Below are 17,481 nucleotides of genomic sequence, written 5' to 3' on the forward strand. Positions count from 1 at the left end.
TTGTAAATTCTATTTAGTAATTATTATAGATTCTGTATTTAAAGTATCCTTTACTATATACCTCCTTTCATTTCCATCCCAGGTTTTATAACTAAATTGTAAGGTTATACTATTGAAAACTATTTTTTTGCTTTGATGCATCAAAATAACCTGAGAATAATCTTTGCTAAATAGTGTTTTAAACTGCGACGATATATTCCCTCTTCCAATGACTTTTAATGTATCTTCAATTTCATCTATAGGTATTCTAGGATCATTAAATGGCTCTGGGTTACGGACAATTATGGCGACCACATCGTTGGTATTACTATTGATAATTTTAATAAAGTCAGTATTTACTGGTGGGGTTAATGGTTTCACATTAAGAATAGTTTCCACTGCCTGATCAAATCCGTTAACGATTACCTCTGAATCTGAAGTTGCGCTTACAGAAGTTAATGCATGAAGCTTATCTATTTGATCTGAAGACAGATCCATCTGTACATCATAAACTGCTTGTTTGGTTTCTATAATTAATCCCTCACCATTAAGATCATTAAGTTGGTAACTCAAAACTTGTTCGTTAAAATTCTTGTATCTCGACGTTACAAATCCGAATTCATGAATCATTTGTTTTTCAGCATATATAATGTTACCTTCACCATCAACTTCGTCCATTATATCCCCATCTTCATTAGCATCGTAAGCGCTATATACTTGTGCAGTATATAATTTCTGCGGTTTTAAATCAGTTAAAACTGCAGTTCTCATTTTTGAGGTTGGCGCTATTATATCTCCGGCTGAAAAAGTACAAGACATCCCTGGCGGATATGCAGCTGCCTTTGTCCAAAAATCAATGTAGGTTTTGATACTCGCCGGAAGATTGACAGGAGAATCTTCATCCCAAGAGTATTTAACTCCCGGTACATCTTCTTCATTCCAATCAATAGGTAAAGGATAAGGTACTATAGCTTCTGAGACAGGGTCTTTTATAACAATCGGCATATCCATTGGGACTTCCCTAGCTCCATTGTATGTTTTCCATTTATTGAACATATGATGAAGATATGGTTTTTCAAAAAACAAATTAATCTTGCATTCGTCATTGCCATAGAATAATGGCTTAGACCCAAGAAGGTTTCCGTCAGGATTTGGATAAGAACGTTTGTAATCTAAATATGTGCGCAAGGAAGTGAGCGGCTTCTCATCTTCTTTATAGTACTTATCAACGCCATTCTCTTTATATTTAAGATAATCCAAATTTTGTCTGTGAAAATGTCCTACAGGCCCCTTTGTTTTAAAACCGTAAAAATAATCAAAAGCCGTAGACTTAATATTGCCATTTTGCCCCTCAACATCATCCCTCAATCTGAAGTGGAGAAGATATTTGGTATTTGGTCTCCATATCGGTTGAATAGTTTTTTGAAATGCAGCAGAGGTTTGCTCTGCGCTTTCTGTAACCACATCTTGACCTGGGAACGATTGTTCATATTCATAATCTACCATTGACCTCCATTGTATTTCCTGAATAGACGTTTTACAAACGGTTATAACATTACTTGAATTATCATTATCTGAACATCCGCAATTGTAATCTAAAGTAATACTCTTAGCAGGGGTTTTATCAATTTTTATGATTGAGTATTTATAAAGAATGTAAGGCAATTGGCGCATTGGATCAGATGGTTCTTCTGGATACTGAGTACCATCAGGTTCTACACTTTCTTCTACTATCTGAAAACATAAACTATCTTCTTTATTGGTCACTTTAGTCACAGCATTAGTGACTAACCCATAATCTGCAACATGTTCAGTTAAGCATAAAATTACTATACTGTATTTACTAAAATCAATATTTAATAGTTTTTTATATCCTAAAGAAATAAGGGTTTCGCCTAAAGTTACCTGATCATTGACAAAATAAACCAACTCAAGAGGAGCATTCTCGACATAAACATTATCAGCTATTTGGAAATAACCACCTTGGCATCCCACTTCAGAACAAGCTTGCTGCTTAAGAATTGACAGCTGCTGCTCCAAAATGCTCAGACGTTGTGCCTCTAGGCGGGTTAATCTTATAGTGCCTGTCTCAGTGGCTCTAGCTTCCGCTCCAGCCCAAATGGCAGCAATTTCCTGATTAATTTTTTCTATATCATCTTTAGCATTAGCTTCAGGCTTTATAATCATTCTAGAAACAGGTCTGATTGGTTCTTCATTACCATCAAGATATCCTATATCCATTACCACCCCTATTTCATCTTTTGTATAAGGTCGTTCATATAAGAAATTGTAATATGGCTTATTATTACTATCGAGTAACTTTTCGTAGTACTCAATAGTCACTGAAGGTGCATAACTTGACATTCTCATATAACCATATGACATTGGTTCAGGAAAAGTTACGATGAGATTATCTCCGTTGCTAAATTCTAAAGACTTTTCAAAATCAAATGGGTTAGTAGAATTAGCAATGACCATCTTGGAATCGGAAATAATCTGGATACTATTTCCATCTTCGTCTGTTTCAATAATTTGTGAATAAGTTCCCTCAATATTGTAATATAGACCACAAATTTTATAAGCATCAAATCCATAAGGAGGCTGATACTCAGTCCCCAAAGCGATATTTATAAAATTAGAATAATTCCATTTGAGCTGTGAACCAACACAGAACAACGAAGAAGGCGTTATACCATATTGTTCTGGAATAACCCAACCAGGTTCTCCTCCATCCATATAAGAAAATGGTGTTGTTGCAAGCAACCTAATCGTGTCATATCTTTCACCATTCCTCTGCCAGTGACCTTTTTTTAAAGTTTTTACACTAGGATCCTCATCAGAGTTAAATAATGCTTCATAAGGATGATAATCTTCCCAAGACCATCTATTTAATCTTGCATTATAATGAGCCATCATAATGCTTATAGAATCGATGAAGTATTTATGTTTAACCTGTCTCAAATTTAGTCCACCGTTGACAGTTCCCCTTGGCGGAATAACATCTGTGAATCCAGTACCATGGCCTGAATTACTGCCTATAAGACCATCTACTAAATTAGAAGGTATAACTCCTTTTTCAAATTTGATATCGATAAAAGTATCCATTGGAAGTATGGTAGTAAAATCACCAGAAGGATCGGGGTATGATGGTTCAATACTTAAATTTTCAACCGAATCTGTTCTCATATAATCCAATTTAAAGACTTCACCAGTAAGCATGTGGATACCTTTAACATAATCTTCGGTATTAGCTTTTTTAGGATAATCTACATCATCAGAATCTGCATATGTAAGCGGAGCAATAGGATCATACTCCACCTTTTTGCTTTTCTCCCATTTAAAGGTTAGCAATACATTAAACTTAATTTTTATGATGAAAAGTTTTATCCTGAACTGAACTCGTAATTGAGCAAAAATTAAGAATGGTTTAACGAGTTCTACACTGAAGAAAATACTGACTGCTATGCTGATTTCAATAGCTCTGAAGATACTGATTTTGGCCCCACCTTCAATATACATATAACCACCAACTTGGGGTCTTTCAAAACTTACTTGTGCACCAACTTCTACAATTACCCAGGCTCTTGCAATATATAAATCAAAATCAAAGCCTACTCTTGCCCCAGCTTCTATCCCGGCAGCAGACAGCATCAGGTAAGATTCAGCACGGATATTGAGAATATCTTTAAAAATGGTAGCTGTAATCGGTTTCTGTTTAGTTCCAAAGTTGACGTACCAAGGCTTTTGGTTTTTAAAGAAGAAACCTGCCTGGATTTCTGCTTTAATCTCAATGAATGAACCTTTGGAACTATTGAGCTGATAATTAGCCCCTGCTCCGAATTCTAATGAATTATCTCCTATAATAATAAATGCGTAAAAAGGAGCTGTTCTACTGTCTGCTAATCCAAGACGCTCAGTCAAAATAGCTAATCCGGCATCAATAGCAAACATATTTGGAATTGACAGTAGCATCATTGCTCTCAATGATAAAGTTTTACCTCCATCCATTGTTGCTATTGAGGCTCCTAAACCAATAGAAAATGGGTTTTTATAATCATCAGTTTTTGGCGGACCTACAAACTTTTGAACGTTAATTCCTCGTTCAGGAGCCATATAATAATCATACCAACTTTTTTGATCAGCACCTTCCCCAAAATATGCTTTTTTATCCGCTACATATTTTTTTCCAATCAAACCTGCAAAACCGTAAATGCCTACTGGTCCTAATGGAATGAGAGGACCAGGAAAGTCTACAGCTGCTGTGACTAAAAATGATTTTCTTTTAGGATTCAACCTTAATGACGCAGCCCCTGCAATACTAGCTTGAGGAATTTTTATGCTGACACTTCCTGCAAATTCGTCAGAAATACCTGGGTCTGGCAATGTCAAAGATCCCTTTATTACTGCTACAGCTTGCTCTTCACTAGCTGAACCTGGTATTACCAGATCTACTTCTAAAGTAGTGATATGAATGTAGTGATCTCCAGTATTTCCGTTCTCTTCATTATCAACAGTGTAATAATATTTTACACCATTTCCCTTAACTTCAACACCACCAGGATCAATACTAATGGAACCATCAAATCCAATATAGTTATAGTTACGTATTTTATGGCCATGTTCTTTCTGTACAGATCCTAAATGGATGCCTGTTACCGCCATTTCAACCGGACCTAAAGGTAAAGTGATATTTACTGGGATATAGCCTACTCCACCTGAAATCTCAAAACGTCCGTTACTATAAATTCTGATAGCAGGTAAGTCGATTTCTTTCCCTTTAAATATTTTACCAACCACACTATCATCAGGAAACTTTAGTTTGGTATCTGCACCAATAAAAAAGTTACCATCTACATTGCCCAGTTCTGCTGTCTGAAGATTTAATGTAACATAATTAAATAGTGTGATGGACATTTGATCCGCAGGAAAATTTGCAGAAAGTTTGAAATTATTTTTACTTTCCCATTCTCCATACAAATCTATGAGTAACGGGGTATTATCATCCGGGGATGTACCACTTTTCTTGAATTTTGGAACCTGTAGAGCTGCTTGTAAATGTGAGGATGTAACCTGACCATGGAAAAATGAGATGTCAAATTTTTTAAATCCTATAGCCCAACTATTTTTTTCTTTTCCTAGATTCAACCACATATAGTCAGTATCACCAATATAGGAGTTGATTAATGCACGAAATTCATCTTGAGAATTAATGATTACTATCTGATTATTGCTTTTTGTTATACTCAATGGATACTTAAAACGATATTGGTTTTTATCCTTTAAAGAATTAATATAACTAAGTAAGCTATTATTATTGTTATCGTCATAACTGGTGATGTTTACTTCGATAATTTCCTCCCCACCAATAACTTTGAGACCTGTTACTGGATAGTTGAAACTAAAATGATTATTAAAGAATGAAGTCACGGCTCCAGATCCATTAGAAACAGGAACAGATTCTAAGGCAAATGTTCCATTCAGTCCTCCTGAGCCAATTAACATATTGTAGCCGCCCAATCGAAGCGTTGACTGGCGTGTGCTTTTACCACTAAACCATTTTGGAGGCAAAGTTATTGATAACGCATCAGCATATACGCCAATAAAATCATTGGGATAACCGTAAGCATCTGCTTCGGGAATATTTTTAGTTTTGCTTAAATCCAGTTTTAGCCTCTCTATCTGAATTAACAGCCCAGTATTTCCTATTTCAGAATACTTTGGATCTAAAGTTCCTGCTAATTCCACATTGTAACCCATCCCAGCATCAGTATCTGCATACAATAAACCTTTTGCAAATTCAAAAAAGGTTTTTTTATCCTTATCCGGATCTTCAATAAGGACTCCATCACCATCAACAAACCATGGCTTTAAGATATTTCTTGGAAATTCTATTGAAGCTGTACTTTCAAGGGTAATTAAAGCATAAGGTTTGATGATACGAAGAATATAGTCGTTTATATCTTCTGGAAGTATATTCTTAAAAAAACGTTTTAAATTATTTTTTGTTTCAGAAAGATCAGCTTTGCTTAAAATGTAAGACCCAAATACAGCAAATGCAGAACCTTTTCCATATGCTGTATTAATACTTGAAACCAATTCACTTATTCTATCATTAGAAATAGGATACGGTATTGGAGCACTTAAATCATCACCTAATTCTCTATTGACATCATCTACAAATTGTCTGATCGGATCACCAGTTGAGTTAACAAAAACATTAATAGCCTCATTGATAACTCTTTGTTCAGAAATATTGAGACATACTAAAGCAATATCGAAAATATCCTCTGGTGTAAAAGAAAAGTTCTCTAGGTCAAATTGTTTTAAATAGGCTAATATCGGCCAGTTATATTGAACTGTCACAGGAAAAGATGAAATACTAGCAAAATCTCTGTTCAGTACAAACTTCATCCCGAATACCAAATTAAAATCAATTCTGGTTTTAGAAACTATAGCTAAACTGTAAAAGGCACTTTCTCCCGAAGGACTAACACTCGCTTGATAGTTTTTATAGTAAATCTTGCTGAACATCTCGCTAGCAATATTCTTCACAAAATCCAGGGAAGAAGGGATGCTATCCAAAGTTATCAGATTCGATAGACTTGGATAATATGGTAACTGTTGATTTGGCATAATAGTGAATTAGTTTTGATGTTATATTAAATAAAATAGTTATTACACTTATTTTACTTTTCTATAACTGCATTTCTTTAATATGTGTCTTTTCCAAATTTCTGATTTAAACATTATAGAAACAATACGTATTTCTACCTGATTTTTAACTAATAGGGATATGCTTGTAATTGATTACTCACTTACTGAATAATACTCTACATTTTCTATATTACCCTTTATTGGATTAATCCTAAATTCCCATCTGCTTCCGCCAGTATTCATAATCATTCTATAATAAGCTATATTTTTATCATCGTATTGCTTAGAGATCGAAGTTGCAGCTCTCGCTACCAAATAAGAATGATCATCTTTGCTATAAAATCCAGATTCTGTTTTTTCACGCTCACTAATTAATTGTTTGAATACTTCTTTCACAAATTTAAGATCATCATTACCAAAGTTTCTATCAATTTTACCATCCCTATTATACGGTTTATCCTTCATCAGTAAAATTCCTTGCTCATTAAAGTTTTTCAGAAAAATTTTATATATATTTTTCTCATGAATAGGAAAGTCTTTATCATAGAACTGCTCTTTAGCAACATCATTACTATCTATTGACAATGAATAAAGTATATCTCCAAATTCATTATTTGAACTAACATTCGAATATTTAATATATTTATACTTATCAGTGCATTTTTTAAGATTATTATTACACGCCTGATAATTTACTTTGTTTACAAAATCTTTTTTATCATACATTTCATATTCTGGATATGACTCTAGGACTTCTATAGATTGTAATTTTCCATTTAGATATTTATAGAACTTCGAATCGGAGCTTGTTTCCAAGACATAGTATTCATCTTTGCTTGTAAATAGCTTTAATAAACTTTTGTCTAATACAATTGAATCGGAGATTCCTGTTCGCAACAAAGAATCATATTTGGTTTTTGAATAATATGATTTCTTCCCATCCTTATTTTTGTCATAGATTATATATTTGTTGGAAGTAATAAGATCATAATATTTAGTCTTAATGCTTCTTAGATCATCACAATAACTATTTATATCACTAGTAATTACGTCCTTATCCTGAGTAAGAAATAAAATAGGCATAAAAATTAACACTAATATTTTAAATGAATTAATCATACTTCTATTGATTAGTATTTTTTCTTAATCTTTTAAAAGTCCCCAAAATTTCAGTTTAATTATATTCCCGTATTCGGATCTAAATCAATCTCCCAAACTCGCGGTTCAGCATCAATCGATACAGAATAAAAAGGACTATTATCATTGGTTGTATATCTTTTTTCAAGGGTAATTTTTTTTCTACTGATTAAAGATTTGATATTTTCACTTTCAAACTTTGCCTCTTTAACTGTAAAATCTTTCTTTAATGAAACTTCCAAAGCCAAAGTATCATTTTTACGATTTTGACCTGTTATAAATGATGAAATAGAAAATAATAAGGTGAATAAAAAATATCTTAATACTACCATTCTTCTAATAGTTTATTGTTATTTGTAGTTTTCTTAACCTTCGAATCTTGCCAATACCACAATAGTTTTCTATCACTATCGAATGAATAATCCATTATGTTATTGGTTTTTTGATATTCAAAAGTATATTCACCATCATTATCAAAAGAATGATATAAACCCATTGAATGTAAAGTTTCGTGTGCGATAGTATTCTATTTCATTCCTTTTGCAAAAAAAGCTTAATCTTCAACTATTTTCGTCCATTTATCATAAACTTCAATTATTTTTCCTGTGTTTCCATTAATAATAATTCCGATTCCATATTCTACTATCCATACAGGCAAATTGAATTTATTTACAAAAGATTTTTCGAACTTTATTTCTTTTAAATCATTAGAATTTATCTTTTCTTTAAATAAAACTAACATTTTATCTAATTCATTTTCAGAGTTATTAATATCCTCTACAGTAAAAGTATAATTCCCAACATTCCTACCAATTATTTTTTGAAGTTTATTCTTTTGTAATTTAATAGCATCCATATACAATTGTGGCAAAATTTCCAATAATTTTTCGCTAGTTACTTTAAAGTGCTTATCCCAATCATAAAATATTTTTTTTTCTCCATTATATATTAAACTTTGACCTACAAAAACATTATTTATAAAAGAATCTTGAGTATAATATGAACATTTTAAAAGATTTCTTGATAAATTCTCTGTTCTTTTATATCTTCCGTTATACATTTCTACGGTAATATTGTTATCATTATGGAAATAGATTGTTTCTATTTTTTTTGTACCATCGACGATATTTAATGCATTTATCTTTTTACCTAAAGAATCAGAAGACACTCCATATATTTTAAAATTTTTGTATTTATAAAAAAACTGATATTTGTAATCTAGCCATAAACTATCATTAATCTTTTTTTTATTTTTAATGAAACTAATACTATCTAACTTGTTTTTCAAATAAAATGAATTATAAAAACTTTTATAGACAATAGCCTCTGAGCTTAAATCTGTTAAGTAAAGTTTCTTTATGTTTTGGTATTCATCAAAAGATTCTTTTGAACAGTTTTGCTTAAAAATATTAGACATAAATTTATATGTTTGTCCTTCTGACAAAACAAAAACAAAAAAAAATATAAATAATATTACTTGTCTCATTTTTCTTTAATCAATTTTGAATTTCCGTAATCAATTTTTAATATCTTTTTTATCTGCCATTTCCAAATCAATTTCCGAAGTTTATCATTATCTGTGGGCTTGAATTGAAAATAATCCATTAGATTATCTGTAGGATACGGGGAAGGAATTGCAATAATACCAGAACTTAGCCAAGATATTCTGTATGTATAATCTCCATCATTATCAAAACTGTGATATAATGCAATGGAATGTAACGCCTCGTGAGCTATAGTATTCCTTTTCAATCCATTAGAATATACCCTAGCGCCTTTTAGACCTCCAATAGAATCTGCAATTCCCGCTGTAGTACCGCTATTTCCCCCTTCTTCATCAAAAAAGAACAAAACTAAATAATCATTAACATTCGTAATTTGATCTTTAATCTTTGTTATACAATATTCAAACACATCGTTGGAATCTTTTATCGTATATTTTTTAGTTCCAGCATCATCTATATATGAATTTATATATTTGCCTAAAGTTCCACCAACCACTTTAAAGTCAGAATCATTTGTTAAGTCTAAAGAAATTGTCTTGATATAATCGTCCTCAACTTTTAAATATGCTTGATTTAAAAAATTATTAAGAATTTTTTTTGTTAAAATTATATCACTAGTAGGCAGGCCATTTTTTATTATACCAGAAACATTTGTTTGAACATTGACTAAAATAGTCTTCAAAATATAGGTTTCTGAATTTTTTAATATCCAACATTTCCCGGCTAATAATGTTTTGGAATCCTCAATTGAATAAATTTCAATTGGTATATCAAAACTTGTTGGTTGAAAAGACTTTACTTTTATCGTAAAATTAGGATTAAGAGAAGTTAAATAATTAGAGCTAGGTATTTCATAATCTGCAAATTCATCAATTTCCGATGAATCAGAATTATTTATCGAAATATATTTTCTGTTATACCTTATAAATAGTTTTGTTGGATTTCTAATTTTTGTAAAATTCAATCTTATTGTGGTTTCCTTAAGTGGATAAAGAGTTATAAACGAATCAGTATGAAATGGTGGGTTAGTTCTCCATAACGTAGGCTTATGATTATAATTTCTACTTAAAAGCATTAAATAATCATTAATTTTTTTTCTGAATTCATAATCTGTTGCCTTACTTACATCCAAGTTCTCGAGCTTACCACTAGACTTATTGTAATATTTTCCAATTACCTCATTATAATTTTCTCTTCCCTCAAAGCCAATATAATCAAAGCCGCATTCATAACCATTATTAGTTGTAGATAAGTTTATAGGTAAAAAATCAACTGCAATCTCAGCAAACTCTTTAAAATATTCTTTAGTGATAAAGTGAGTAGAATAATCTATCGTAAAGAAAAAATAATTATCTACAGTATATAATGATAGAGTCTCATCTGAAAAGTCGGAAGCTCCATTCTCCGTATCAAATTGTATTTTAACATCATAAATTATAAAAGAACTATTACCAGAAACTTGATAATTTTCAAAATGAAAAAATAAATTTGTAGCATTGTTATCTTTCCTATAAACATCATCTATAAGTGCTCTATAATCTTTTTGAGTAATTCCCAATTGATAAATTGGCATTCCTTCATCATTGTCTTTTCTTCGGTAAAGCAGACTATTTACATCAACACTATCTTTAATAATACCTCTCCAAATTTCGCCTTCTCCATAAATGTTTTTGCAATAATCTTCTGCATCTTTGGGAGTGTTATAATATCCTGCAGATAATTTAAAACTATCATTGCCTAATGTTGTAATTTGTGGGAAAAGAATGTAGGTTCTTAGATTTGTAGAAAGCTGCTCTAGAGTTGGAGTTGTATTTTCCGGATCTGTACTCGATATATACTCTCCATCCAAAACAAGCTTAGTCTGATAAAAACCGATATTATCACCTTCTTTAATAAGTATAGGCCTTAAATGGTTAACGAAAGATCCTGTGCCTCCTTTAAAATCTTCTTTTTCAAAAATTGTTTTGAGATTGATATTTCCAAATAATTTATTTAAAACATTTGTTTCATCCGTATATGACAAGTATATAATTGATGAAAATGGTATATTAGCAGAATTAGGAATAGTAAATAAAATTGTTGATTTTGATGTAGGATCTTTGGAATCAATTAATAACTCCTTCGCTCCGTAAAGACCATTTCCGTTAGACGAATTAGGTATGCCTATATTACAAAATACAGCACAATTTATTGTACTTATATTTTCAAAGCTAATTCTATAAATAAACTCCTTCTCCAGACATTTTATAGGCCATTCAGAATAATTAAAATTTTCCTCTTTACCATTTATTTTCAATGGTTTTAAAGCTTTTTTATAAAAATTATATGACCTGTTATTACAATTTTTTATATAAAGATAAGTCTTTTTACTGTTAAAAAATTTAATAATAATTTTTTCATAAATGATCTTTGGATCAGAATACGATTCAGATTCCTTAATAAAAATAGTTCCTTTATTTGTAGCGCTGTTAGCTGTTATATGTGAACCATAATATGCAACCGGATCTAAAAATTTGTAAACACTTTCTCTGAAAATATTTATCGACATTCTTTTTGGTTGCTCATTTTGTATTGGGAGTACAAATGGGCGATCTCCATATTCATACTCCCCATTGTCACTATCTATATTAAGAATGCATTTTTTTGCTGTGAAAAAATCGTCTTCAAACTCAAACCCAGTATCATTTTTATCTTGTGCGAAATCACCTTCATCCACTACAATTTCAAATCCAAATTCAGTATTAAAATTACCAATATGATCTCCTCTATTGATAATTGGAAGTGAAAATTTATCTTTGGTGAAAAATGAGGAATAATTAGAGGTTTCTTCTTGACTTATTCCTAATTTTTCAGAATAGATAATTAAATTTGGATCAGTATCATTTAACTGATGAAATTCTTGAAATTCATCCCATATTTTTTTAATAAAACCAAGGGTTTTTTCGTCGTTTTTTCCAATAATTTTCTTAAAATCGCCACTATCAATAATATTTTCAGCTTTAATTGATCGATAAACATAATATTTAACCTTGAGACCAATATCTACCGGCGTAATTGGTTTTAAAAACACATTTACAAGATTTGCATTTCCTTTCTGAGGAACTATAAATAAAATACCTTTTGTGACAGCATAAGCTTTTGGTTTAGTATTTTCCTTAGCTTTAAAAATATTGGTTAAAAGAAATTTTTTCTGCTTTTCTACGTCCGTATTTCCTTGTGGTCCAAAAGCCATATCTGCAGTCTGATTATCAATTAAATCAGGCTCTGTAAAAAAGTGTGAGAAAGGTTTTTTAGCAATTGCGCCAGAACCTGTATAACCATATGAAGAACCATTAGCAGGAGAATTAATATTACTTGAGTTATCAACTATATTAAAATTAAAATCGAAAAAATTTGACATCTGATAGTGTTTTAGGATTGTGTTACATTAAAATTGATCTCTTTATCTGTATTATCATAGTTGAATTCATAATTCAGAAAAGCATTTTTGTATTCTGCGCCATATAATTCTGAATTTTGAATATCCATATTAACAGATAACCAATTGTTACTTGGTGTTGTGTCCATCTCCCAATTATTACCATTTTTCTTAAAAATGATAGATTGCTCTACCTGCCCGGTTTTTCTGCTTACTAGAGAGAAGCTGAATTTCATTTCATCTAATTCGGTTTGTTTGATATTGATGTTGTCAAAAGAGAATTTTTCATTTGTCAAACCGTCTTTCACCAGCAAATTGTACTTATTTTGTTGATGGGATATGCTGACTTTATCACCCGAAGCTCCTTTTGCGTTATTGCTTGTTTGCGTTACAAAAATTTCTCTAAACGTAAGATTCTTATTTAGCGACGCATCTTCTCTATTAAGTTCTGAGTCAAGACCATCAAAAGGAGCAATGTGGGCTAATAAATAGACCCTAAAACCGCTTAATTCTCCTAGCTTATTGTCATTCCAAAACTTAGATAATTGTTTCCATTCTATTTTAACAATGCTTTCAGAATTAGGAGCTATGGGAATGACCTCTTTGACATTTAACAGAAATGTTTTCATTGTAGAACTTTCTGTGTTTTGATACCAACAATGGGGAAAAGGAAATTTTGGATCAGCCTCAGTTGTAAAGGCTATTAAAACTCTTAGATCTGTCTCCTGAAAACTATTCCTATTCCCTTGATTTCTTACTCTGATCGAAATATTCTGGTCTTTGGAAGTATTAAGACTATTATAAGGATTTGAGGAATCTGGATAGACATTTGCTTTGTCCGAAATCCAGATATCAATAGTGTTGAGTTGTTTAAGAAAACACATCTTAGGTTTGTCAGTAAAAAAATCTGAATGCCACTCCAATGCTAATTGAACGGCTGCTTCAGCATTAACCCGACCAGCACCAAAATACGGGTTTTTAAAGTAATTATAGTCATATTCATTTCGGGCACTTTGTAAAGTATAATTATTCTGTCCCGTAATTTTCTCAGCAGTATTTTTTAGAATATGCTTTATTTCTGCAGCGTTTAGTAAGGGATTTGCAGATAGTAGTAATGCTGCAACACCACACACAATCGGAGATGATGCAGATGTCCCACCAAATTTTGATGTGTAGTCCCCATAAGAAAGTGACTTTATTTCTACTTCTTCACCATTCTCTAAAAATCCTTCTGCTACATGATCGAAATTTCCTCTATTATAATTTCCATTTTGTCCCTTGAAACCTACTTTCCCTAATGATAGGTTATTTATATCGTTAACTAGCACATATTGTCCCGTGAAAAATGATTTTGCAGCATCCTCATCTAAGAATCGAAATCCTCCTTTCGAATTGATCATTTTAATCTTAGTTTTCATTTGTCCTGGAATAATTTTTAATACATTTCCAAGATTTTCAAATGGGGTTTGAACTGTTAAAGTTTTCGAGTTGTAATCAATTCCAGTAATAATTGTGGTCAGTCCATTTTCGTAATCGTTTTCATCAAATACATAGATTTCCTGTTTTACTTGCAAGCCAAGCAAATCATCCGTTTTTAATCTATTTCGGGTGTTCTGTACTCTAATTCCGGATTTTTTCCATACAAGAATCCTTGCGATCTGATTTACTAAATTGAAATTAGGAATAGAATATGTATAAATTAATGGTTTATCAAAGGTAATATCCAAAAAATTCTGATTACTAACATTAACGATTTGTGCATTCTTGATGTGTCTTAGCTCGTGGTTGTAGCTATTAAATCCTCCCAATTCTATTGACTGGCCAGGAAACACACCTCTGATATTGCCTGAAAGTCTAATTTTTGTTCTACTTAGAACTTCTGTTATTGTTAAATTAATGTAACTTTCATTGTTTGCTCCAATATCTCCACATTTTAAATTAGTTGATGCATAAATAGAATTGGCATCTGTTAAATATTGACCTGTTGAATTACTGGGCGCACAAAGGTCTACTCTTAATCCATAATTTGAATATTTGGAATGGTCTTCCTTAGGATCGGGATTATTTCCATTATAGTCACTTGGAAAAGTTATGTCTAGTTTTGAAGCTGCCACCAATAAAGTTTTATTGGTAAATGCATTGTATCTGTTATTCTTAGTAATTTCTTCACCTACAGCATTATCGCCATTTCCAGCTGAACCAATAACTAAAATACCACGTCCCTGTCTACCATATGCAAATAACTCATTGTACATAAAATTTATGACTTTTCTACCTGCTACGTTATTTAATTCTGGACTATTTATGCTTGTATTAATTATTGCAACAGAAAAGTTATTATAATTATCAATAATGTCGCTAGGAATAATTGGAACTGTATTTTCATTAAAAAATGTTGCATTGTCCGTGCTTGTTTTAAAGTAAAGTGTGTTAGCATTTGCCTTAACAAATTTATTAGTAAGCGTTATAATGGGAATATCTTTTATATCACCAGCATTTAAAATATTACAATTAGATACAATCCCCTGTATATTTATATTATTAGAGTCCAATCCTACTAATATTGATGCAACGGAAGTAGCGTGGGCTGAATAGTAAAGATGCGAGTATTCCGGAGAGGTAATATAATTTAGCTTAACGTCTTGCGTATATTTATTGTCAAATTCTTGTCTAAAAAAACACATTTTATTTTCACTGAGACTACTATTTGCAGCCCTATATTCTGAGGCTTTGAATCTTCTTTCAATATTTGTATCAGATATTAATGGTAAATATTCCAAAAAACCTTCGACAACTCCTATAAATAAATTACTGTCTCCATTTTGCAATTGCGGAGATAACAATAAACGAGCTTGAGGGATACGAATTAAGGTGTGATGCCAGTTTCTCATACTATTTTATTTTTTTGTGTTTATTGTCAAATGATAATTTTCGTATAAATCAAGAATTCCTAATCCTAGCCCCATGTATAAAGTAAAGTTTTTTGAACCCAGAGTATTTAATTCTGTCTCATTATTTTGTAATAAACACGGTGGTGGTGAATAAAATCGATCCATTATATAGATAGGGTTGCAATTATTTTTTTCCAGTAAAGTATAATGTATGATGCAACCATCATTTGCTTCTTGAGTACCTCTATACATATTTTTATTTTTCAATTTAAAAAGAGGAAAGCTATTATTATAAAAATAAATTGCTGATGAGTCTATCTTGTTTGTTGAATTAAATTTATTATTTGCCAAATCTCTTTCCTTATAAGGGTTTGAATCACTAATTTTCGAGGATGTTAGATTATCAAGCATATTAAATTTGTTATATAATACTGTGTGAGTAATAAATTCTTTATTTTCTTCCAACTTTTGTATTATAGGGTCATTGAATCTTTTGAATCGTTTTTTATTCATTTTTCTAAAAAATAAAACTGATGTATTTATCTTAGGAGTATCCATTACATTTTTTCTACAATCATCTTCTTGATCATATCCATAAATATTTGGTGAAACACCCTTATCATCTGAATATTTACTTTCCGGATCGCTTACTTTATTGGAATTCTCTCTTTGATGAAATTCAAGAAAAGGATCTATAGGTTCAACTTCAATATTTTTTTTTTCTAAAAAATCAAATAGCCTTTTTTTAAATTCAGAAAATGATATTTGATTAGTAGATCTTATAACAATTTTATAAGGATCTTCTACATAATAATTGTGAGGAAATGAACTATTGAAATTTAGACCTTGATTATCTACAAAATCATAATAATTTTTTAAAGGCTTATTTAGCTTAAATATAATTTCTTTGGGCAAACCTTTGACATCCTGAAATCCTTTTTCATTATATCTCTTGTGATATACCATCACAGTGTTATAATTAATAGGGATTTCATTGGCATAATAATATTTTTCCTTCTTATTATATTGCATCTTAATCGAAGGAATTTCGAAACCTTCTAAACAAACTTTCGCATTAGAAACATTTTTCCCTGTTTCAGCATCTTTAACATAGATTTTTATTTGTTGTGCGCTTAGTTTTAAAGTAACTAAAAAAGAAAATACTAGAAAAATCTTAAATATTTGATGATTACAATTTCTCATTGTCTTGTTTTTTATAAAATTAGCTTTTTTATTAAAACTATGCTTTTCTCAAATTTCAAGGTTTTAATTAAATTAAACAACACGTATTTTTACTTGTTTTTATTAAGGATTTCTAATAGGATCTGACGGATTCGGGAATGGTACTCCGGGGCTTACTGGACCTCCTGGAAATGGTAATTGGTCTTCCATCCAATCATAGATTCGAATTTCAATTGGCAGATTATAAAATTCGGGTCTAGCAGTTGGGTCTGGAAGTGTCACATCATCTTCCTTTATGGTAAACTTTAATCTTATACTATCGTCAGAGATTCTTGCGGACTCGGTTATCGAACTGAAGTTGAAGTCTTCGCGGATGGTTCCTAATATTATTAATCTTCTCTCGAAGGTCAACCTATTTTCACCTGAGAGGTCTGATATGATAATCTCATTCCCTCTTCCGAACTCAAAATTCAGTTCCCCGATGGTATTTTCCTCCAATAGCGTATGAGTAATTATATAATTAGGATTAAAAGGATCTAGGCTGTTATTCTCTACACTTAGCATTGCAGAAAACACTTTATAGGGTTTGTTTTCTATAGGTGCTGCCTCAGACTTTAATGCTACGCTGTCGATAAGGTCTCCAAAATTTGATTCGGTTGGACGCTTATTGGTTTTAAAATATTCTTTTAATTGATTTCTATCGTTGATTTCCATA

Annotated in this window: 9 protein-coding genes; all 9 read right to left on the reverse strand. The window is 31.2% G+C overall.

Annotation, left to right across the window (positions count from 1 at the left end; all coding sequences use genetic code 11):
- Window positions 1-9: 9 nt before the first annotated feature.
- Entirely contained in the window at window positions 10-6,612 is a 6,603-nt protein-coding gene (locus BXY58_RS15775; RefSeq protein ID WP_147366861.1) for a DUF6603 domain-containing protein, read from the reverse strand.
- 174 nt (window positions 6,613-6,786) lie between these two features.
- Complete coding sequence (locus tag BXY58_RS15780) at window positions 6,787-7,752, reverse strand: hypothetical protein (RefSeq protein ID WP_120214833.1); 966 nt, start codon at window positions 7,750-7,752, stop codon at window positions 6,787-6,789.
- A gap of 59 nt (window positions 7,753-7,811) precedes the next feature.
- Window positions 7,812-8,102, reverse strand: a complete 291-nt coding sequence (locus BXY58_RS15785) for a hypothetical protein (RefSeq protein WP_147366862.1) — start codon at window positions 8,100-8,102, stop codon at window positions 7,812-7,814.
- A complete protein-coding gene (locus tag BXY58_RS15790) occupies window positions 8,096-8,266 on the reverse strand; it encodes a hypothetical protein (RefSeq protein WP_120214835.1) in 171 nt (56 codons plus the stop codon). Before BXY58_RS15790 ends, BXY58_RS15785 begins: the two co-directional genes overlap by 7 nt.
- A 57-nt stretch (window positions 8,267-8,323) precedes the next feature.
- Window positions 8,324-9,256 (reverse strand): hypothetical protein, encoded by a 933-nt coding sequence (locus BXY58_RS15795; RefSeq protein ID WP_120214836.1) that lies wholly within the window; start codon window positions 9,254-9,256, stop codon window positions 8,324-8,326.
- Window positions 9,253-12,675: a zinc metalloprotease gene (locus BXY58_RS15800; RefSeq protein WP_120214837.1), complete on the reverse strand. Its 3,423-nt coding sequence runs from the start codon at window positions 12,673-12,675 to the stop codon at window positions 9,253-9,255. The genes BXY58_RS15795 and BXY58_RS15800 overlap by 4 nt, the downstream gene beginning before the upstream one ends.
- An 11-nt stretch (window positions 12,676-12,686) precedes the next feature.
- Complete coding sequence (locus BXY58_RS15805; RefSeq protein ID WP_120214838.1) at window positions 12,687-15,584, reverse strand: S8 family serine peptidase; 2,898 nt, start codon at window positions 15,582-15,584, stop codon at window positions 12,687-12,689.
- Window positions 15,585-15,590: 6 nt separating this feature from the next.
- Entirely contained in the window at window positions 15,591-16,787 is a 1,197-nt protein-coding gene (locus BXY58_RS15810; protein ID WP_120214839.1) for a hypothetical protein, read from the reverse strand.
- 102 nt (window positions 16,788-16,889) lie between these two features.
- Window positions 16,890-17,480: a hypothetical protein gene (locus BXY58_RS15815; RefSeq protein ID WP_120214840.1), complete on the reverse strand. Its 591-nt coding sequence runs from the start codon at window positions 17,478-17,480 to the stop codon at window positions 16,890-16,892.
- Between the last annotated feature and the right edge of the window lies 1 nt (window position 17,481).

The sequence above is a fragment of the Epilithonimonas arachidiradicis genome, from assembly GCF_003610695.1.
Taxonomy (GTDB): domain Bacteria; phylum Bacteroidota; class Bacteroidia; order Flavobacteriales; family Weeksellaceae; genus Epilithonimonas; species Epilithonimonas arachidiradicis.